The following is an 18,583-nucleotide window of genomic DNA, read 5'->3' on the forward strand; positions in this document are numbered from 1 at the left end:
GCTGAGATGAGCCTGATCAAGGAAATCGACTACGGCACGCCGATCCGGCTCTCCGAGAAGACGGTGACGCTGAGCATCGACGGCCAGAGCGTCACGGTGCCGGCCGGCACCTCGGTGATGGCGGCCGCGATGAACCTGGGCACCAAGATCCCCAAGCTCTGCGCCACCGACTCGCTCGAACCCTTCGGTTCCTGCCGGCTCTGCCTCGTCGAGATCGAGGGGCGGCGCGGCACGCCCGCGTCCTGCACGACGCCGGCAGAAGACGGAATGATTGTCCGCACCCAATCGGAGAACCTGTCAGGCCTGCGCAAGGGCGTGATGGAGCTCTACATCTCCGACCATCCGCTGGACTGCCTGACCTGCTCGGCCAATGGCGACTGCGAATTGCAGGACATGGCCGGCGCCGTGGGCTTGCGCGAGGTGCGCTATGGCTACGAGGGCGAGAACCACGTCTTCGCCAAGGGCAAGGACGGCGCGGTCAACGAGAACTGGCTCGCGCAGGATACGTCCAACCCCTATTTCACCTACGACCCCTCGAAATGCATCGTCTGCAATCGCTGCGTCCGCGCCTGCGAGGAGGTGCAAGGCACCTTCGCATTGACGATCACCGGGCGCGGCTTCGACTCCCGCGTCGCGGCGGGGCCGACCGATTTCCTTGGTTCGGAATGCGTCTCCTGCGGCGCCTGCGTGCAGGCCTGCCCGACGGCGACGTTGATGGAGAACAAGGTCATCGAGCACGGCCAGCCCGAGCATTCGGTGATCACGACCTGCGCCTATTGCGGCGTCGGCTGCTCGTTCAAGGCCGAGATGCAGGGCGACCGCGTCATCCGCATGGTGCCCTACAAGGACGGCAAGGCGAACGAGGGCCATAGCTGCGTCAAGGGCCGCTTCGCCTGGGGCTATGCGACCCATACCGACCGCATGACCAAGCCGATGATCCGGGCGAAGATCACGGACCCGTGGCGCGAAGTCTCCTGGGAAGAGGCGATCAATTACGCGGCGTCCGAGTTCAAGCGCATCCAGGGCAAGTACGGCCGTGAATCGGTCGGCGCCATCACCTCGTCGCGCTGCACCAACGAGGAGGTCTTCCTCGTCCAGAAGCTGGTGCGCGCCGCCTTCCGCAACAACAATGTCGATACCTGCGCCCGCGTCTGCCATTCGCCGACCGGCTATGGCCTCAGGACGACGCTCGGCACCTCGGCCGGCACGCAGGACTTCAAGTCGGTCGCCAAGTCCGACGTCATCCTCGTCATCGGCGCGAACCCGACCGACGGCCATCCGGTCTTCGCCTCGCGCATGAAGAAGCGCATCCGCGAGGGCGCCCGCCTGATCGTCGCCGATCCCCGCCGGATCGACATGGTGCAGTCTCCGCATATCAAGGCGGATTACCACCTGCCGCTCAAGCCCGGCACCAATGTCGCGCTGCTCAATGCGCTGAGCCATGTCGTCGTCACCGAAGGGCTGATCGACGAGGCCTATGTGCGCGAGCGCTGCGATCTCGGCGATTTCGAGCACTGGGCCCGCTTCGTCGCCCGCGAGGAGAATTCGCCGGAGATGAGCGAGCAATATACCGGCGTGCCGGCGGCGGATGTGCGTGCTGCGGCTCGGCTCTACGCCACCGGCGGCAATGGCGCGATCTATTACGGGCTCGGCGTCACCGAGCACAGCCAGGGCTCGACCACGGTGATGGCGATGGCCAACCTCGCCATGGCGACCGGCAATATCGGGCGCGACGGCGTCGGCATCAATCCGCTGCGCGGCCAGAACAATGTCCAGGGCTCCTGCGACATGGGCTCCTTCCCGCACGAGTTCTCGGGCTATCGCCACGTCTCCGACGACTCGACCCGCCAGGTCTTCGAGATGCTCTGGGGCGTGCCGCTCGACCCCGAGCAGGGCCTGCGCATCAACAACATGCTCGACGAGGCCGTCGAGGGCACCTTCAAGGGCCTCTATGTCCAGGGCGAGGACATCGCCCAGTCCGACCCCAACACCAAGCACGTCACGGCGGGCCTGGCCTCGATGGAATGCGTCGTCATCCAGGACATCTTCCTGAACGAGACGGCGAAATACGCCCATGTCTTCCTGCCGGGCGCCTCTTTCCTGGAGAAGGACGGTACCTTCACCAATGCCGAGCGGCGCATCAACCGCGTGCGGCAGGTGATGGCGCCGCTGTCCGGCAAGGACGAGTGGCAGGTCACGATCGAGCTGGCGCGGGCGCTGGGCTACGAGATGGCTTATGGCCATCCGGGCGAGATCATGGACGAGATCGCGCGCCTCACCCCGAGCTTCGCCGGCGTCTCCTACGACAAGCTCGACAAGCTCGGCTCGGTGCAGTGGCCCTGCAACGACAAGGCCCCGACCGGCACGCCCCTGATGCATGTCGACCGCTTCGTGCGCGGCAAGGGCAAGTTCATGATCACCGAATACGTCCCGACCGACGAGCGGACCGGGCCGCGCTTCCCGCTGCTGCTCACCACCGGGCGCATCCTCTCGCAATACAATGTCGGCGCGCAGACCAGGCGCACCGAGAACGGCGCCTGGCATGACGAGGATGTGCTCGAGATCCACGCCTTCGACGCCGAGAGCCGCGGCATCCGCGACGGCGACCTCGTCGCGCTCGCCAGCCGCTCGGGCGATATCGCGCTGAGAGCGATCATTTCCGAGCGCATGCAGCCGGGCGTGGTCTACACCACCTTCCACCATGCCAAGACCGGTGCCAACGTCATCACCACCGATTATTCGGACTGGGCGACGAACTGTCCGGAATACAAGGTGACTGCCGTCGACGTCCGGCGCACCAATGCTTACTCCGCCTGGCAGGAGAAGAATTTCGAAGAGGACGTGACCTTGCGCCGGATCGCGGAACGCCTGCCCGATGCCGCGGAGTAATCCGCCCGCCCAGCCGCCGGCCTCGGCCGCCGTCACGGCCGAGCCGCTGCGCTTCGGCGCGGCGCGGGAGGATGCGCGCGAGATCGAGGTCGCGGTCGAGACACCGATCAACATCGTCTACGGCAACATGCCCTATGCGGTGATGATGGCGAGCCCGTCGGATCTGGAGGATTTCGTCACCGGCTTCAGCCTGACCGAGGGCATCGTTCGAGACGCCTCCGAGATCCGCGGCGTCGCCGTCGAACCGAAGGACGAAGGTGTCATCGTCACCGTCGAGCTTGCGCCGGGCCGCTTTCGCGAGCATCTGGCGCGGCGGCGCAACCTCTCGGGCCGGACCTCCTGCGGGCTCTGCGGCGTCGAGACCATCGAGGAGATCCCGATGGCCGATGCGGCGACGCGAGCGTCCCGCGCCGTATCCGCCGCGGCAATCGAGACAGCACTTGCTGAACTCGACAAGCACCAGCCGCTGAGCCAGCTCACCCGCGCCGTCCATGCCTCCGCCTGGTGCGATGCCTCCGGCACGATCCTGGCCGTGCGCGAGGATGTCGGCCGCCACAACGCGCTCGACAAGCTGATCGGCGCACGGCTCCGCGCAGGGGCGGATGCCAGCGAGGGCTTCCTGCTCGTCACCAGCCGCGCCTCCTTCGAAATGGTCGAGAAGGCCGCGATCTTCGGCGCCGGCACGCTGGTCGCGATCTCGGCGCCGACCTCGCTCGCCATCGAGCGTGCCCGGCATCTCGGCCTGACGCTTGCCGCGGTCGCGCGCCGCGACGGCTGCATCGTCTTCACCGGTGCGCTCGCGCCCGAATCCGAGACCATTGCCCGATGACGGAGGCCGGCCTGACCACAGAACCCACCGCGGCCGATCACCACGCGGAGAACGTCGCGAAGCTCCTGCGCATGGCCGGGCAGATCGCCGATTTCTTCAAGGCCTATCCGGAAGCGGAGGCCATCGCCTCCATCGCCGACCACATCAACCAGTTCTGGACCGGGCGCATGCGCGGGGACTTCCTCGCCGCCTTCGCGGACCGGCCGGAGGACCTCCCGCCCCTGCTGCGGCAAGCCCTGCCGCGGATCAGGCCGGGGCGCGGAGGATAGCGCGTAAGCCGCCACCCTGGCGGCGCATCGAGAGAGTGCAACGAGCCGGGAACCTACCTGGCCCGAACAGCGAAGCCATGGGGAAAGGAACCGGGGAATGAGTGTCGCACAGGATATCGGACAGGCGGGAGGCGGCATCGGCCTGCTCGACCGCGAAAGGACCATCGCCAAACCGGGCTTCAACCGCTGGCTCGTGCCCCCAGCTGCGCTCTGCATCCACCTGTGCATCGGCATGGCCTATGGCTTCTCGGTGTTCTGGCTGCCGCTCAGCCAGGCGATCGGTATCACCAAGCCCGTCGCCTGCGCCGCGGATGTCGGCCTGATCGGCTCGCTGTTCACCACGGCCTGCGACTGGAAGGTCGCCGATCTCGGCTGGATGTACACGCTGTTCTTCGTGCTGCTCGGCTCCTCGGCCGCGATCTGGGGCGGCTGGCTCGAGCGCGTCGGCCCGCGCAAGGCCGCCTTCGTCTCGACCCTGTGCTGGTGCGGCGGCCTCATGATCTCGGCGCTCGGCGTCTACTGGCACCAGCTCTGGATGCTGTGGCTCGGCTCCGGCGTCATCGGCGGCATCGGGCTGGGCCTCGGCTATATCTCGCCGGTCTCGACCCTGGTGAAATGGTTCCCGGACCGGCGCGGCATGGCGACCGGCATGGCGATCATGGGCTTCGGCGGCGGCGCGATGATCGGCTCGCCGCTGGCGGACATGCTGATGAACTATTTCAAGACGCCCGCCTCGGTCGGCGTCTGGCAGACCTTCGTCGCAATGGCCGCGATCTATTTCGTCTTCATGATGGCCGGTACCTTCGGCTACCGCATCCCGCCGGCCAACTGGCGCCCCGAGGGCTGGACCCCGCCGGCGACGCAGAACGCCATGATCACCTCCGGTCACGTGCATCTCCAGAACGCGCATAAGACACCGCAGTTCTGGTTGATCTGGTCGGTGCTGACGCTCAACGTCTCGGCCGGCATCGGCGTGCTCGGCATGGCCTCGCCGATGCTGCAGGAGATCTTCGCGGGCTCGCTGATCGGCAAGCCGGAGATCGGCTTCGCGGCGCTCGACGCCGGGCAGAAGACGCAGATCGCCACGATCGCGGCGGCCTTCGTCGGCCTGCTCTCGCTGTTCAACATCGCCGGGCGCTTCTTCTGGGCCTCGCTCTCTGACAAGCTCGGCCGCAAGCTGACCTATGCCACCTTCTTCGGGCTCGGCATCCTGCTCTATGCGCTCTCGCCCTGGGCGGCACATGCCGGGTCGCTGGCGCTCTTCGTCGCCTTCTTCTGCATCATCCTGTCGATGTATGGCGGCGGCTTCGCGACGGTACCGGCCTATCTCGCCGACATGTTCGGCACCCAGTTCGTCGGCGCCATCCATGGCCGCCTGCTGACGGCGTGGTCGACCGCCGGCATCATCGGCCCGGTCGTGGTGAACTATATCCGCGAGGCGCAGATCAATGCCGGCGTCCCGCGCGCGCAGGTCTATGACCGCACCATGTACATCCTCGCCGGCATGCTGGTGCTCGGCTTCCTCTGCAACCTGCTGGTCCGCCCCGTCGCGGCCAAATGGTTCATGAAGGATGCCGAGGTCGCGGCCTTGCAGAAGCGGTCGGCCAGTGTCGACGGGGCAGCTCACTACGGCTCCTACGGCATCGGCAAGGGCGGGTTCGACGGCACGGCCATGCTCGCCTGGGCTGTGGTCGGCCTGCCGATCGCCTGGGGCGTCTGGATCACCCTGTCGAAGTCGCTGGCGCTGTTCCGTTAGGTTGCGCAGGCGATAGGGCTCCCACGAGGCCCGCGTCGGGAAACCGGCGCGGGCCTTTCGCCGTCATGAAGTGCTGCTACGCTTCGCCCGACCAGCCGCGGGCGAACCGCATGCCCCCTCGGCCGTTACTGAAGGACTGGCTACGCATTCAGGCGCCGCAAGCAACCCACAGCCAACAGGAGACTGCACCATGGCGATCAACAAGACCGGCTCGGCCCATTGGGAAGGCGGCATCAAGGACGGCAAGGGCACGATCTCGACCGAGACCAAGGCGCTCGACGCCTATCCCTACGGCTTCGCCAGCCGCTTCGAAGGCAAGCCCGGCAGCAATCCCGAGGAACTGATCGGCGCGGCGCATGCCGCCTGCTTCACCATGGCGCTCTCGCTGATCCTCGGCGAGGCCAATCTCAAGGCCGATGCGCTCGACACCACGGCGCGGGTAACGCTCGACAAGCTTGAGGACGGCTATGCCATCACCGCGATCCACCTGACGCTGAAAGGCAAGGTGCCCGGCGCCGACCAGGCGACCTTCGAGTCGCTGGCCGGCAAGGCCAAGGCCGGCTGCCCGGTCTCGAAACTGTTCAAGGCGCCAATCACGCTGGAAGCGACGCTGGTCAGCTAACGCTTCAGGCGAAGTGGCAGGAGACGCTGACCCCGCCCAGTTGCCGCAGCTCCGGCCGCTCGACGCGGCAGCGATCGGCGGCCTGGGCGCAGCGCGGATTGAAGGTGCAGCCGGCCGGCGGATTGATCGGGCTCGGCACCTCGCCGGACATCGGCCGGCGCTCCCGGTTCGGCCGTTCGACATCGGGGATCGTGTCGAGCAGCAGGCGCGTATAGGGGTGCTGCGGCCGGGTGAAGACCTGCTCGGCCGGGCCTGCCTCGACAAAGCGGCCGAGATACATGATCGCCAGCTCGTCCGACATGTGCCGGACGACCGAGAGATTATGGCTGATGAAGAGATAGGTCAGCCCGAACTCCTTCTGCAGCCGGACCATCAGGTTGAGGATCTGCGCCTGCACGGAGACGTCGAGCGCCGAGGTCGGCTCGTCGCAAACGAGGAAATCGGCCTCTGTCGCGAGCGCACGGGCGATCGAGATGCGCTGGCGCTGGCCGCCGGAGAAGGCATGCGGATAACGGCTCGCATCGGTACGCGACAGGCCGACCACTTCCAGCAGGTCGCCGACGCGCTGCTGGACCGCCGCCTCGTCGGACCTGAGCCTCAGTTCGCGGATCGGCTCGGCGATGATGTCGCCGACGCGCCAGCGCGGATTGAGCGAGGCATAGGGGTCCTGGAAGATCATCTGCACGCGCGGCGGGCCGATGGTGCCGTCGGCACGGCGAATATCACGGAAGCTGAGTTGGCCCTCGGTCGGCCGCTGCAGGCCGACGACCATGCGGGCGAGCGTCGATTTCCCGCAGCCGGATTCGCCGACGATGCTGAAGGTGGTGCCACGCCTGACCGTGAAGGAGACGTTCTCGACCGCACGCAGGATGCGCCGCGGCTCGTGCGAGAACAGTCGGGACAAAGCCGGCGCCGACACATCGAAGCGGCAGCAGGCGGCAGCGACGTCGAGAATGATGTCGTCACCCGCTGCCTTGGCGGGGGCGAGCGTCGAAACCTGCTCAAGCATGGGCCGCCTCCTTCAGGGGGAAATGGCAGGCGGCGGCATGACCCGAGAGAGGCAGGCCGGGCTTGTGCTCGCGGCAGAAATCCTCCGCCCGGCCGCAGCGCGGATTGAAGGCGCATCCCGGCGGAATGGCATTGAGGCGCGGCATGGCGCCGTCGATCTGGTTGAGATGCTCGTGGCGGACATGGACGCTCGGGATCGAGGCCATCAGGCCTGCGGTATAGGGATGGCTTGGCCGGCGCGTCACGTCCTCGACGGGGCCGATCTCGACGATGCGGCCGGCATACATCACCGCGACGCGATCGGCCGTCTCGGCGATGACGCCCATGTCGTGGGTGACCAGCATGATCGCCGTGCCGTGCTCACGGCAGAGCCGCTTCAGCAAAGTGGTGATCTGCGCCTGGATCGAGACGTCGAGCGCCGTCGTCGGTTCGTCCGCGATGATCAGCGAGGGCTCGGCGCAGAGCGCGAGCGCGATGACGACGCGCTGGCGCATGCCGCCCGAGAACTGGTGCGGGAAATGGTCGATCCGCGTCTCGGCGGCGGGGATGCCGACCTCCTTGAGCAGGTCGAGCGCGCGCTTGCGCGCCTCCGCCCGGCTGACCGGCAGATGCGTCAGTATGGTCTCGACGAGCTGGTCGCCGACCTTGAGCAAGGGATGCAGCGAGGTCAGCGGGTCCTGGAAGATCGCGCCGATGCGTCGGCCGCGCAGCTTGCGCATCGGCTCCGCCGGGAGGTTGTCGATGCGCTGGCCGGAGAGATGGATCTCGCCGCCGGCGATACGGCCCGGCGGATCGAGCAGGCCGATCACCGCCGTGCCGGTCAGGGACTTGCCCGCCCCGGATTCGCCGACCACGCCCAAGATCTCGCCGGGCGCGATGTCGAAAGAGACGCCATCGAGCGCCGTCAACGCGCCATGCCGGCCGTCGAAGACGATGCGCAGGTCGCGCACGGAGAGAAGAGGCGCTGCGGCGGATGCGGTCATGCAGAGGCCTCGCTGCGTTCGATCGCGTAGCTCGACGAGAAGATCTCGCTCATCGGCGGGTGGCCGAGCGTGCGCTCGGGATAGCGCGCCATCACGCCCTCGAACTGCTTCTGGGCGCGGGCGTTGTCGGCGGCCTCGTCCTGGCCGGGGATCGCCCGGTTTTCCATGACGAAGCGGCCATCGATCACCACGGTCGCGAAGTCGCGGCCATGTCCTGTCAGCATCATCGTCTGGATGGGATCGATGACCTGCCCGCTATGCGGCCGGTCGAATTCGAAGACGGTGATGTCGGCGCGGGAACCCGGCTGGAGGCGGCCGAGATCGGGGCGCTGCAGCGCATCCGCGCCACCGATGGTCGCCGCGTCGTAATAGTCCTCGGAGCGCACCGCGCCGACATTCCCGGCCATGGTACGGGCGAGGATCATGCCGGTCTGCATGTTCATCACCATGTCTGGCGGGGCGGTATCCGTGCCCATGGCGATGTTGAGGCCCATCGCGCGATAGCTGCCGAGATGGTTGATCGTGTTGCCGTGCCGGCCCGAGACCAGCGGGCAATGCACGATGCTGGCGCCGGAATCGCGGATGATCTCGAGGTCGCGGCCGGGGCGATCGATCAGGCGGCTGCCGGAGACGACGGTGCCATGCGGCAGCAGGCAGCGCTCGTTGAGGAAGCCGAGGCTCTCCAGCCATTCCGGCGGGCTCATGCCGTGCTGAGCCAGGACGAGGTCGTATTCGATCTTCGACTGGCAGCAATGGAGCCGAACGGGGATGTCGAGTTCGCGCGAGGCTGCCGCCGTGCGGCGCAGAAGCTCGGCGGTCGAGGTCTCGATGCGGTCCGGCGCGAACATCGCGCGGATCAGGCCGCCGGCTTCACCCTCATGACGCTTGGCAAAGTCGATCGCCGCGTCGAGCTCGGCGAGGCCGCGCTCCTCCTCGTAATAGGTGACGACGCGCCCGTCGCTTTCGACGACCTGGTTGCCGGTGCGATAGGCTGGGCCGAGATAGGCGCGCATGCCGAGATCGGCGGCGGCAACCGCAGCGTCCTCGAATTCCTGCACCGTCTCGCCCCAGGCGCGGTAGAACAGCGAGGCGATCGGCAAAGCGGTGGTGATGCCGTTGCGGATGAGCTGCGAGAAGGCGTAGCGCTTCTGGAAGGCCAGCTCCGCGCGGGTGTACATCTCGTAGGGGCCGGCATCGAGATAGCTGCGCGGCCAGACGCGACCCTTCTTCCAGGCCGGCTGGTTGTCATAGCCGAGGATGGTGGTGTCGAGGTCGGAGAGCGCATCGCAATCGATGAAGCCCGGCCCGATCAGGGCGTGACCGTAGTCGATCCGTCTGCTGACCTCGCCGGGGAAGCCATGGCCGACGAAGACGATTTCGCCGTTCTCGAACACGACCTCGCCGTTCTCATAGAGGCGATGGCGGCCGTCCTTGTGGCCGACCACCCAGCGCGCAGTCATCAGGATGCGGCCTTCGGGCCGCTTCTTGGCCTCAAGGCTCACGGGGCCGTCCTCACCGAAACGCCGTCACGGGCGACAATCCTGCCGCGCTTGATCACGCGGCGCCTGGGCGAACGGGTCACGACGATATCCGTCAGGCTCTCGCCGGGCATGATCACCAGATCGGCGGCCTTGCCCTCAGCGAGGCCGTAATCGGCGATCTCCATCACCTGGGCACCGCCGGTCGTGCAGACGTGGAGGCCGAGTTCGACCTCGTCGTCGCGGCGGAAATTGTTGCGCAGGCCGATGAACATGGCGCGCTCGACCATGTCGGCATTGCCATAGGGGCCCCAGGTGTCGCGGATGCCGTCCGAACCCGAGCAGACGCGAATGCCGGCATCGAGCAGCTTCTTCACCGCCGGCGCGGTATTGCGGGCCGGTGCCGTGGTCATGATCGCGATGTCGAGCGCGGCGAGCTGCGGGATGACGGGATCGACCAGTTGCGGATCGGTGCCGAGGCAGAAGGCGTGGCTGACCGTCACCTTGCCCTTCATGCCGAGCGCGCGGGTGCGCTCGATGATCAGGTCGAGCGAGAACAGGCCCATCTCGCCGGGCTCGTGCAGATGGATGTCGAGCGGCCGGCCATAGGTCTGGCAGAGCCCGAAGATCGCATCGAGATGGCCCTTGGGATCGCGGTCGATGGCGCAGGGGTCGAGGCCGCCGACGATCTCGCAGCCGGCCTTCATCGCCTCGTGCATCAATTCCAGCGTGCCCGGCCGGCGCAGCAGCCCGGATTGCGGGAAGGCGACGAGCTCGATGTCCATGATGTCCGCGTAATCCTCGCGGGTCTTCAGGATGCCCTCGACGCCCCAGAGCCCGTGATCGGTGTCGACATCGACATGGCTGCGGGTATGGGTCGAGCCCATCGTCGAGGACTGGACGGTCTGGCGTGCCGACTGGCGGGCGGGGTCCATGTCGAGGCGGCGCTTGTTCAGGCGCTCGTTGTCGATCTTGTCGAGCAGCTTCGGGCCGACTTCGTTGACGTACCAGGGCTGGCCCCAGAGGCTCTTGTCGAGATGGGCATGGGCCTCGACCAGGCCGGGAATGACGATCTCGCCGCGGCCATCCTCGACCGTCACGCCGGCGGGCGCGGCGATGTCCTTCGCCATCCGGCCGATGCGGCCGTTCTCGATCAGGATGTCGAGGGCAGGCCCCGCGTTCGGGCGGACGTTGCGGATCAGGAGAGAGGCAGTCATCGCGGGCGTATCCTCGTGGTTTCTTGTGATGGTCAGCGCAGTTTCGGGTTCAGCGCATCGCGGAGCCAGTCGCCGAGCAGGTTGACCGAGAGCACGATCAGCCCGAGCTGCAGCGAGGGGAAGACGACGAGCCACCAGGAGCCGGAGAACAGGTACTGGTTGCCGATGCGGATCAGCGTACCCAGGGACGGCTGGGTGATCGGCATGCCGACGCCGAGGAAGGACAGCGTCGCCTCCGAGAGGATGGCGAGGCCGAGACTCAGCGTCGCCGAGACCAGCACCGGCGTCATCGTGTTCGGCAGGATGTGGCGGCCCATGATCCGCGTCGCCGGCACGCGGATGATGCGGGCGGCGAGCACATATTCCTTGCGACGCTCGACCATGGTCAGCGCGCGCACGGTGCGGGCATATTGCACCCAGCTCGTCAGCGCGATCGAGAGCACCAGCACCACGGCGGAGAAGGGCTCGCGCAGGGCCGGCGGCAGCATCTCGCGGAAGATCGCCGAGACCAGGATCGCCATCAGCAGCGTCGGGATCGAGAGCACGGTGTCGCCGAGCCGCATCAGCAGGTTGTCGATGCGCCCGCCATGGAAGCCGGCGATCAGCCCGATCGAGACCCCGATCAGCATCGAGACCATCACCGCCGCGAAGCCGATGATCAACGAGATGCGCGAACCGTAGAGAATGGCCGAGAGCACGTCGCGGCCCTGCGGATCGGTGCCGAGCAGGAAGGGCCATTCGCCGCCATCCCGCCAGATCGGCGGAATCTCGGCCTTGTCGATGAAGATCTGCGCGAGGTCGTAAGGGTCCTGCGGCGCAATCAGCGGGGCGAAGAACGCGCTCAGGACAAGCAGCGCCAGCATCAGCGCCGAGAGCCAGGCCACGGGCGTATGACAGAAGCTCCAGCCGATGTCGCTGTCGAGAAAGCGGCCCAGGCGGCCGGGTTGCCTGGCGGTGTCAGCGGGCCGAGTCTTCTCAGCGAGCATTGGCGCCTCCCGTCAGCGCGTCCTCGCGCAGGCGCGGATCGACCCAGGCATAGGTCAGGTCGACCAGCGTGTTGAGCGTGACGAAGATGAAGGAGACGACGATCAGATAGGCCGCCATCACCGGGATATCGACGAAGGTCACGGCCTGGACGAAGAGCATGCCCATGCCCGGCCACTGGAACACCGTCTCGGTGACCAGCGCGAAGGCGATGAGGTTGCCGATCTGCAGGCCGGTGACGGTGATGACCGGCATCAGGCAGTTGCGCAAAGCATGGCCGAAATGGACGGCGCGTGCCGGCAGGCCGCGCGCCCGGGCGAAGCGGATGAAGTCGGTGCGCATGGTCTCCAGCATCTCGGCGCGGACGAGCCGCATCACCAGCGTGATCTGGAAGAGCGAGAGCGTGATGCCGGGCAGGATCAGCGCCTTGCGGCCCGACGCGGTGAGCAGGCCCGTGCTCCACCACCCGATCTGCACGACCTCGCCGCGCCCGAAGGCCGGCAGCCATTGCAGCGTCACCGAGAAGATCAGGATGAAGAGGATGCCGAGCGCGAAGCTCGGCAGCGAGACCCCGAGCACAGAGACGAATTGCAGGGTCTTGGCGAGGAGGCTGTCTCGCCGGATCGCGGTGTAGACGCCGAGGGGAATGCCGACGGCCAGCGACAGGAAGGTCGCGACCAGCACCAGTTCGAAGGTCGCCGGGAAGCGCTCCGAGATCAGCGTGAAGACGTCCTGCTGGTTGCGGTAGGAAATACCGAAATCGCCGCGCACGGCATTGCCGACGAAGGTCGCGTATTGCAGCACGAAGCCCCTGTCGAGGCCGAGGCGGACGCGCAATTCGTCACGTTGCTGCTGGCTCGCCTGTTCGTTCAGCATCAGCTCCACGGGGTCGCCGACGAAGCGGAAGATCAGGAAGGCGAGAAAGGCCACCGCCAGCATGACGCCGGCAGCGTTGAGCAGTCGCTTGAGGAGAAAGGCCGGCATGGGAACTCCTGCGTTCCGGCGTCATTCCCGGGCTTCGCGCGGCGAAGACCCGGGAACTTCAGGAGAAGAGGCACTGGTTTCCGAGATGACCGCGGGTCAAACCCGGCCATGACGGCAGAACCGCATCAGCCTCACTTCATCATGGTCAGCCAGAGCCGCGGCTTGTTATCCGAGGCCTGCACGGTCGAGAGGATCGTCGAGCGCATCGCCCAGGCCATCGGCTGCTGGTGCAGCGGGATGAAGAGCTGCTCCTGCTTGGCGATCTTGAGCGCCTCCTTCATCATCTCGATGCGCTTGGGCGTGTCGAGCTCGACGCCGGCCTTGTCGATCAGCGCGTCGATGCGCGGATCGCCCCAATTGCCCCAGTTGAAGACACCGCTGGTGCCGTTCTTGGAATGCAGCACCTGCACCAGCAGGGAATAGGCGTCGATCATCGGCTCGTTGGCCCAGCCGAAGGAGATGACGTCGAAATCGCCCTTGACGCGCTTCGGCGTCTGCTGGCTGCGCGGGGCCATGCTGAGATTTGGCTTCAGGCCGGCGCGCGACCACATCGCCGCGATCGCCTGGCAGAACTCCTCTTCGTTGACGAGGGAGTCGCTCTGGCAGTTGATCTGGAAGGAGAAGCCGTTGGGATAGCCTGCATCGGCCAGCAGCTTCTTGGCGCCGTTCAGGTCGAAGGGCAGGCGCTCGTCCTGCGAGGGATCGTAGCCGGGGATCGCCGGGGCGACGAGCGCGCCGGTATTGCGCGACAGGCCGCGCATGGCGCGCTTCTGCACCGCGTCGATGTCGATGGCCCGGTAGAGCGCCTCGCGGACCCGGATGTCCTTGAAGGGGTTCTTGTCCTTGACGTCGCTCTCGGTGAGCTTGTCGCCAAGGTTCAAGGCGAAGAAGACCGAGCGCAGCTCGTTGGTCTGCAGCACCTTGACGTCCGGCGAGGCGGAGAGGCGCGGCAGGTCCTGCAGCGGCGCGACGTTGGTATAGTCGATCTCGCCGGAGAGCAGCGCGGCCACGCGGGTCGAGGACGAGGTGATCGGCGAGAATTCGATCACGTCGATATTGTGCTTCGGCTTGTCCCACCAGCCGGCATTCCTGACGAAGACCGTCTTGGAATCGGCGCGGCGGCTCTCGACCTTGAACGGGCCGGTGCCGTTGGCATTGTCGGTGGCGTAGCCCTTCACGCCCTTGCCAGAATCGGTGGGCAGCAGCGAGTTGTTCGCCTCCATCCATTCCTTGTCGAAGATGAAGATGTTGGTCAGGTCGTTCAGCAGCAGCGGGTAGGGGCCGTTGACCTCGATCTCGACGGTCAAGTCATCGATCTTCTTCGAGCTCTTGTAGGCCGGCAGATTGCCCTTGAGCGGCGAGGTCTCGTGGGTGACGCGGGCCAGCGAGGCGATGACGTCATCGGCGGTGAAGGGGTTGCCGTTATGGAACTTGACGCCCGGGCGCAGCTTGAAGCGCCAGACGGTCGGCGACACCGTTTCCCATGACTCGGCCAAAGCCGGCTCGATCTTGAGGTCGCCGGTATAGCGAACCAACCCCTCATAGACGTGATTGAGCACCGCGAGCGTGAAGGTCTCGCCGTAGGAATAGGGGTCGAGCGAGGCGATCTCGCGTGACGCGCCCCATTTCAGCGTCTTGGCTTCCGCCGCGCCGGTGAGCGCGAAGGCGGCGACGGCCGCCAGCAACCAGGCCTTCTTCATCGACTTCTCCCCTTTTGCATCGACGTGCCGCGGGCCCGCCGAACCTCGATCGCTTGTTGCCGTTCCGTTATGCACCTGGCGCTTTGCGCGCCAATTTCGTGTGCGATTATCAGGCATACTTGCATACGATGTGAGAAGCGTATTGTATGCGATTATTGAGCACAAGCGGAAACTGGCGCGGAGCCCGCGATCGTGACATTGACGCCCCCGGACAAGACCATTCCAGCACGAGGGACAGCCACGATGGGCGAGAAGCGAACCCCGGTTCTGCGCGCCGAATCCGTCTACCGGGCGCTGCGCCGGGCGATCATCGAGCAGGCGCTGAAGCCCGGCATGAAGCTGCCGGAGGATTCGATCGGCGAGCAGCTCGGCGTCAGCCGCACCCTGGTGCGGGAGGCCTTCGGGCGCCTCGCCGTCGAGGGCCTGGTCGAGCTCAAGCCCAATCGCGGCGCCTCGGTCGCCTATCCGACTCTGGAAGAAGCACGCGACGTCTTCGAGGTCCGGCGCGGCCTCGAGCGGCTCGTCGCGGAAAGCTTGGCCGGGCGCATCACCCCCTCCCAGATCGCGGAGCTGGAAGCCCATGTCCGCCAGGAGGAGAAGGCGCATGAGCAGGACGGCCCGGAATCGATCCGCCTCTCCGGCGAGTTCCACATCAAGCTTGCGAAGATGACCGGCAACGCGCTGCTGCTGCGCTATGTCCAGGAGGCCTCGTCGCGCTGCTCGCTGATCCTGGCGATCTACGGGCGCCCGCACTCGACCGAATGCGCCGTCTCCGAGCATCGCCAGCTGATCGACGCGCTGCGCGCCGGCGACGCTGCCCGCGCCGCCGACCTGATGGACCACCATCTGCGGGCCGTCGTCACCCGCGCCCTGCTGACGCCGCGCATCGAGCGCGACATCCGCGACGTGCTCGCGCCCTACGCTCTCAGCGAAGGGCTGAACCCCTCCTGACCCTGAGGCACCGCGCACAAAGATATGCGCCACACGCAGGCCAATTAGTCTTTGGTCTATTTGATCTGCGTCAAGAACATTGCTCCCCCTGCACTCAAGCCATGGCGGGGGCGGGCCCGATGCGCCATCCTGCCACGAAGTGATCCCATCGGCCAAATCAAGACCGAGCGATCAGGGCGGGCGACCTACTATTCCAGGGAGGATGGGGCCATGGACGACATCAAGCGCCGGCAGCGCAGCATTCGGCATCTCCGTCCGCGAGGTGATGCATGACGGCCACTACGGACATCATCGATTTCAAGATCGAGACGCCGGACGGCGCGACGCTCCACGCGTTCAAGGAAGGCCACGGCCAGCCGCTGCTGCTCGTCAGCGGCCTGAGCGGCAGTGCCGCCTTCTGGAGCCAGATCGCCGCGACCCTCTCGCGCTCCTTCCAGGTCATCCGGTTCGACCAGCGCGGCATCGGCGCCAGCAGCCGCGGCGAAGTGCCCTGCTCCATCGACCTGCTGGCGCAGGACAGCCTCGCCGTGCTCGACGCAGCGGGTGTCTCGCGCGCCGTGGTGCTCGGCCATTCCACCGGCGGCTGCATCGCGCAGGCCATCGCCAAGCAGGCCCCCGGCCGCCTCGACGGCCTCATCCTGAGCGCGAGCTGGCTCAAGCCCGGCCGCTATCTCAACGCGGTCTTCGGTACCCGACGGGCGATCCTGGGCTGCGATCCACATGCCTATGCCGCCACCTCGGTGCTGAACGGCTACCAGCCGCGCTGGATCGAAGCCAACTGGCATATCTATGACGCCGCGATCGAAGCTGCGCCGGTGAGCGAGCACGCCCGGACGATCGCCCGCGAGCGCCTCGACGCGCTGCTCGCCTTCGACGGCACCGCCGATATCGACCAGCTGCTGATGCCCGTACTCGTCCTCGGCACGCGCGACGACATGGTCGTGCCCGTCTATCATCAGGAGGAGCTCGCCGCCGCCCTGCCCGGCTGCCGCCGGGCGATCATGGAGACCGGCGGGCATCTTTTCCCGATCTCCCGGCCGGACGCCTTCACCGCGACCGTGGCGGAATGGATCGGCGAACTCTGAGAATCGCTTCGGAATTCCCCGAGCTCTCATTTTCCAGCTGAAAGGCCAGCGCGCCGCGCGTCGAAATGGCTCATGCCATCGGCACGCGGCTCGGCGCTAAGCTGAGAATGCCTCCAAGTCGAAAGACGTGATCATGCGAGCCATTCTCTCCAGCCTTGTTCTCCTTCTCCCCCTCCTCCCCCAACCGGCCGCGGCACAGGATGCCTCGGCAGGCGAACGCTCCTTCGCAAAATGCCGCGCCTGCCACCAGATCGGCGAAGGCGCGCGCAATCTCGTCGGCCCCGAGCTCAACGGGCTGATCGGCCGGCATTCCGGCGCCGTCGAGGGCTACAGCTACTCGGCCGCCAACAAGAATTCCGGCCTGACCTGGGACGAGGCGACCTTCGCCGAGTACATCAAGGACCCTAGGACCAAGATCCCCGGCACCAAGATGATCTTCGCCGGCATCAAGAGCGAGAAGGAGATCAAGGACCTCACCGCCTTCCTCAAGCAGTTCGACAAGGACGGCAAGAAGTCCTGAAGCCGCCTGCGGCATCGGCAAACTTGGTCTTCGGCGGCTGCCTGTCGTATCTCTCCGCGTCTGATCGACCAAGGAGAGCTTGATGGCCGCCCCAGCGACCCGGACGAAACCCCTTTCCGCCTTGCGGGACTTCCTGCACGGCGAGGCAGCGGGCGGCATCGTCCTGATGGTCGTCGCGGCCCTTGCCCTCGTCGTCGCCAATTCGCCGGCGGCGCCGCTCTATTTCGGCGTGCTGAAGAGCTATGTGCTGGGCCTGTCGGTCCTGCACTGGATCAACGACGCGCTGATGGCGGTGTTCTTCCTGCTCGTCGGGCTCGAGATCAAGCGCGAGATGCTGGACGGGCAACTCTCGAGCTGGAGCCGCCGCGTCCTGCCCGGCTTCGCCGCGCTCGGCGGCATGGTCGCGCCGGCGCTGATCTATGTCGCCTTCAATCTCGGCGCGCCCGAAAGCCTGCGCGGCTGGGCCATCCCGACAGCCACCGACATCGCCTTCGCGCTCGGCGTGCTCTCGCTGCTGGGCTCGCGCGTCCCGGCCTCGCTCAAGGTCTTCCTGACAGCGCTCGCCATCCTCGACGATCTCGGCGCGGTGATCATCATCGCGGTCTTCTACACGGCCGGTCTTTCGGGCCTTCACCTCGGGCTCGCCGCCGCGACGCTCGCGACGCTCATCGCGCTGAACCGGCTCGGCGTGATGCGGCTGGCGCCCTATCTCTTGCTCGGCCTGGCGCTCTGGTACTTCACTCTGAAATCCGGCGTGCATGCGACGCTGGCCGGCGTCGCGCTGGCGCTGACGATCCCGCTCACCCCCTCGCCGGCCAAGCCCGACGATGCCGGCTCGCCGCTGCACCGGCTGGAGCACGGGCTGCACCCTTGGGTCGCCTTCCTGGTCATCCCGGTCTTCGGCTTCGCCAATGCCGGCGTCTCCTTCGCCGGGCTCGGGCTTTCCACGCTCGCCGCCCCCGTTCCGTTCGGCATCATGCTCGGGCTGTTCCTCGGCAAGCAGATCGGCGTCTTCGGCTTCAGCTGGCTGGCGATCCGCACGGGCTTCGCCGATCTGCCGGCCCGCGCCTCCTGGGCGCAGTTCTACGGCACCGCCCTGCTCTGCGGCATCGGCTTCACCATGAGCCTGTTCATCGGGCTGCTTGCCTTCCCGGATTCGGAAGCCCTGCAGAGCCAGACGAAGATCGGCGTCATCGCCGGCTCGCTGCTCTCCGGCATCTGCGGCTGGCTCTTGCTGCGGCTGGCGAGGCCAGAGGATATGCGCGAATCGAAGGGCTGATGCGATTCGACGGAACGCCTCTTCCATTT

16 protein-coding genes are annotated in these 18,583 nt (G+C 66.7%); 9 read left to right on the forward strand and 7 right to left on the reverse strand.

The genetic code is table 11. The annotated features are described in order from the left end of the window. The first annotated feature begins 6 nt into the window (after positions 1-6). The 5 genes from fdhF to AC1RLU_RS22300 all read left to right on the forward strand — a co-directional run bounded on the left by fdhF (position 7) and on the right by AC1RLU_RS22300 (position 6,365). Complete coding sequence (gene fdhF, locus AC1RLU_RS22280; protein ID WP_492798288.1) at positions 7-2,889, forward strand: formate dehydrogenase subunit alpha; 2,883 nt, start codon at positions 7-9, stop codon at positions 2,887-2,889. Further along, entirely contained in the window at positions 2,876-3,718 is an 843-nt protein-coding gene (gene fdhD, locus AC1RLU_RS22285; protein WP_492798290.1) for a formate dehydrogenase accessory sulfurtransferase FdhD, read from the forward strand. Before fdhF ends, fdhD begins: the two co-directional genes overlap by 14 nt. Continuing rightward, positions 3,715-3,987, forward strand: a complete 273-nt coding sequence (locus AC1RLU_RS22290; RefSeq protein ID WP_091858328.1) for a formate dehydrogenase subunit delta — start codon at positions 3,715-3,717, stop codon at positions 3,985-3,987. Before fdhD ends, AC1RLU_RS22290 begins: the two co-directional genes overlap by 4 nt. A gap of 97 nt (positions 3,988-4,084) precedes the next feature. Continuing rightward, positions 4,085-5,743 (forward strand): OFA family MFS transporter, encoded by a 1,659-nt coding sequence (locus tag AC1RLU_RS22295; RefSeq protein WP_091858331.1) that lies wholly within the window; start codon positions 4,085-4,087, stop codon positions 5,741-5,743. 190 nt (positions 5,744-5,933) lie between these two features. After that, positions 5,934-6,365, forward strand: a complete 432-nt coding sequence (locus AC1RLU_RS22300) for an OsmC family protein (protein WP_113587160.1) — start codon at positions 5,934-5,936, stop codon at positions 6,363-6,365. Between the two features lie 4 nt (positions 6,366-6,369). On the opposite strand, the gene AC1RLU_RS22305 is transcribed toward AC1RLU_RS22300, so the two are convergent. From AC1RLU_RS22305 to AC1RLU_RS22335, 7 genes are all read right to left on the reverse strand, one after another. Then, positions 6,370-7,374, reverse strand: a complete 1,005-nt coding sequence (locus tag AC1RLU_RS22305) for an ABC transporter ATP-binding protein (protein ID WP_492798292.1) — start codon at positions 7,372-7,374, stop codon at positions 6,370-6,372. Next, entirely contained in the window at positions 7,367-8,356 is a 990-nt protein-coding gene (locus AC1RLU_RS22310) for an ABC transporter ATP-binding protein (protein WP_492798294.1), read from the reverse strand. The genes AC1RLU_RS22305 and AC1RLU_RS22310 overlap by 8 nt, the downstream gene beginning before the upstream one ends. After that, positions 8,353-9,816 (reverse strand): amidohydrolase family protein, encoded by a 1,464-nt coding sequence (locus tag AC1RLU_RS22315; protein WP_492798591.1) that lies wholly within the window; start codon positions 9,814-9,816, stop codon positions 8,353-8,355. Before AC1RLU_RS22315 ends, AC1RLU_RS22310 begins: the two co-directional genes overlap by 4 nt. A 38-nt stretch (positions 9,817-9,854) precedes the next feature. Then, entirely contained in the window at positions 9,855-11,051 is a 1,197-nt protein-coding gene (locus AC1RLU_RS22320; RefSeq protein WP_492798296.1) for an amidohydrolase family protein, read from the reverse strand. A gap of 32 nt (positions 11,052-11,083) precedes the next feature. Further along, positions 11,084-12,037 (reverse strand): ABC transporter permease, encoded by a 954-nt coding sequence (locus AC1RLU_RS22325; RefSeq protein WP_492798297.1) that lies wholly within the window; start codon positions 12,035-12,037, stop codon positions 11,084-11,086. After that, entirely contained in the window at positions 12,027-13,019 is a 993-nt protein-coding gene (locus tag AC1RLU_RS22330) for an ABC transporter permease (RefSeq protein ID WP_113587155.1), read from the reverse strand. The genes AC1RLU_RS22325 and AC1RLU_RS22330 overlap by 11 nt, the downstream gene beginning before the upstream one ends. Positions 13,020-13,150: 131 nt before the next feature. Further along, a complete protein-coding gene (locus AC1RLU_RS22335; RefSeq protein WP_492798298.1) occupies positions 13,151-14,719 on the reverse strand; it encodes an ABC transporter substrate-binding protein in 1,569 nt (522 codons plus the stop codon). Positions 14,720-14,962: 243 nt separating this feature from the next. Between AC1RLU_RS22335 and AC1RLU_RS22340 the strand changes: the two genes are divergently transcribed. The 4 genes from AC1RLU_RS22340 to nhaA all read left to right on the forward strand — a co-directional run bounded on the left by AC1RLU_RS22340 (position 14,963) and on the right by nhaA (position 18,554). Then, a complete protein-coding gene (locus tag AC1RLU_RS22340) occupies positions 14,963-15,670 on the forward strand; it encodes a GntR family transcriptional regulator (protein ID WP_492798592.1) in 708 nt (235 codons plus the stop codon). Between the two features lie 269 nt (positions 15,671-15,939). Further along, positions 15,940-16,755 (forward strand): alpha/beta fold hydrolase, encoded by an 816-nt coding sequence (locus AC1RLU_RS22345; RefSeq protein ID WP_492798299.1) that lies wholly within the window; start codon positions 15,940-15,942, stop codon positions 16,753-16,755. Between the two features lie 133 nt (positions 16,756-16,888). Further along, complete coding sequence (locus AC1RLU_RS22350; RefSeq protein ID WP_492798300.1) at positions 16,889-17,275, forward strand: c-type cytochrome; 387 nt, start codon at positions 16,889-16,891, stop codon at positions 17,273-17,275. A gap of 82 nt (positions 17,276-17,357) precedes the next feature. Then, a complete protein-coding gene (nhaA, locus tag AC1RLU_RS22355; RefSeq protein ID WP_492798301.1) occupies positions 17,358-18,554 on the forward strand; it encodes a Na+/H+ antiporter NhaA in 1,197 nt (398 codons plus the stop codon). Positions 18,555-18,583: the final 29 nt, after the last annotated feature.

Source organism: Allobosea sp. GW822-FHT05A11 (assembly GCF_058800455.1).

What these genes read in the sequence shown, in the direction of transcription:
- fdhF (WP_492798288.1), top strand. Translation starts at nt 7, where the DNA reads ATGAGCCTGATCAAGGAAATCGACTACGGCACGCCGATCCGGCTCTCC.
- fdhD (WP_492798290.1), top strand. Translation starts at nt 2,876, where the DNA reads ATGCCGCGGAGTAATCCGCCCGCCCAGCCGCCGGCCTCGGCCGCCGTC.
- AC1RLU_RS22290 (WP_091858328.1), top strand. Translation starts at nt 3,715, where the DNA reads ATGACGGAGGCCGGCCTGACCACAGAACCCACCGCGGCCGATCACCAC.
- AC1RLU_RS22295 (WP_091858331.1), top strand. Translation starts at nt 4,085, where the DNA reads ATGAGTGTCGCACAGGATATCGGACAGGCGGGAGGCGGCATCGGCCTG.
- AC1RLU_RS22300 (WP_113587160.1), top strand. Translation starts at nt 5,934, where the DNA reads ATGGCGATCAACAAGACCGGCTCGGCCCATTGGGAAGGCGGCATCAAG.
- AC1RLU_RS22305 (WP_492798292.1), bottom strand. Translation starts at nt 7,374, where the DNA reads ATGCTTGAGCAGGTTTCGACGCTCGCCCCCGCCAAGGCAGCGGGTGAC.
- AC1RLU_RS22310 (WP_492798294.1), bottom strand. Translation starts at nt 8,356, where the DNA reads ATGACCGCATCCGCCGCAGCGCCTCTTCTCTCCGTGCGCGACCTGCGC.
- AC1RLU_RS22315 (WP_492798591.1), bottom strand. Translation starts at nt 9,816, where the DNA reads ATGACTGCGCGCTGGGTGGTCGGCCACAAGGACGGCCGCCATCGCCTC.
- AC1RLU_RS22320 (WP_492798296.1), bottom strand. Translation starts at nt 11,051, where the DNA reads ATGACTGCCTCTCTCCTGATCCGCAACGTCCGCCCGAACGCGGGGCCT.
- AC1RLU_RS22325 (WP_492798297.1), bottom strand. Translation starts at nt 12,037, where the DNA reads ATGCTCGCTGAGAAGACTCGGCCCGCTGACACCGCCAGGCAACCCGGC.
- AC1RLU_RS22330 (WP_113587155.1), bottom strand. Translation starts at nt 13,019, where the DNA reads ATGCCGGCCTTTCTCCTCAAGCGACTGCTCAACGCTGCCGGCGTCATG.
- AC1RLU_RS22335 (WP_492798298.1), bottom strand. Translation starts at nt 14,719, where the DNA reads ATGAAGAAGGCCTGGTTGCTGGCGGCCGTCGCCGCCTTCGCGCTCACC.
- AC1RLU_RS22340 (WP_492798592.1), top strand. Translation starts at nt 14,963, where the DNA reads ATGGGCGAGAAGCGAACCCCGGTTCTGCGCGCCGAATCCGTCTACCGG.
- AC1RLU_RS22345 (WP_492798299.1), top strand. Translation starts at nt 15,940, where the DNA reads ATGACGGCCACTACGGACATCATCGATTTCAAGATCGAGACGCCGGAC.
- AC1RLU_RS22350 (WP_492798300.1), top strand. Translation starts at nt 16,889, where the DNA reads ATGCGAGCCATTCTCTCCAGCCTTGTTCTCCTTCTCCCCCTCCTCCCC.
- nhaA (WP_492798301.1), top strand. Translation starts at nt 17,358, where the DNA reads ATGGCCGCCCCAGCGACCCGGACGAAACCCCTTTCCGCCTTGCGGGAC.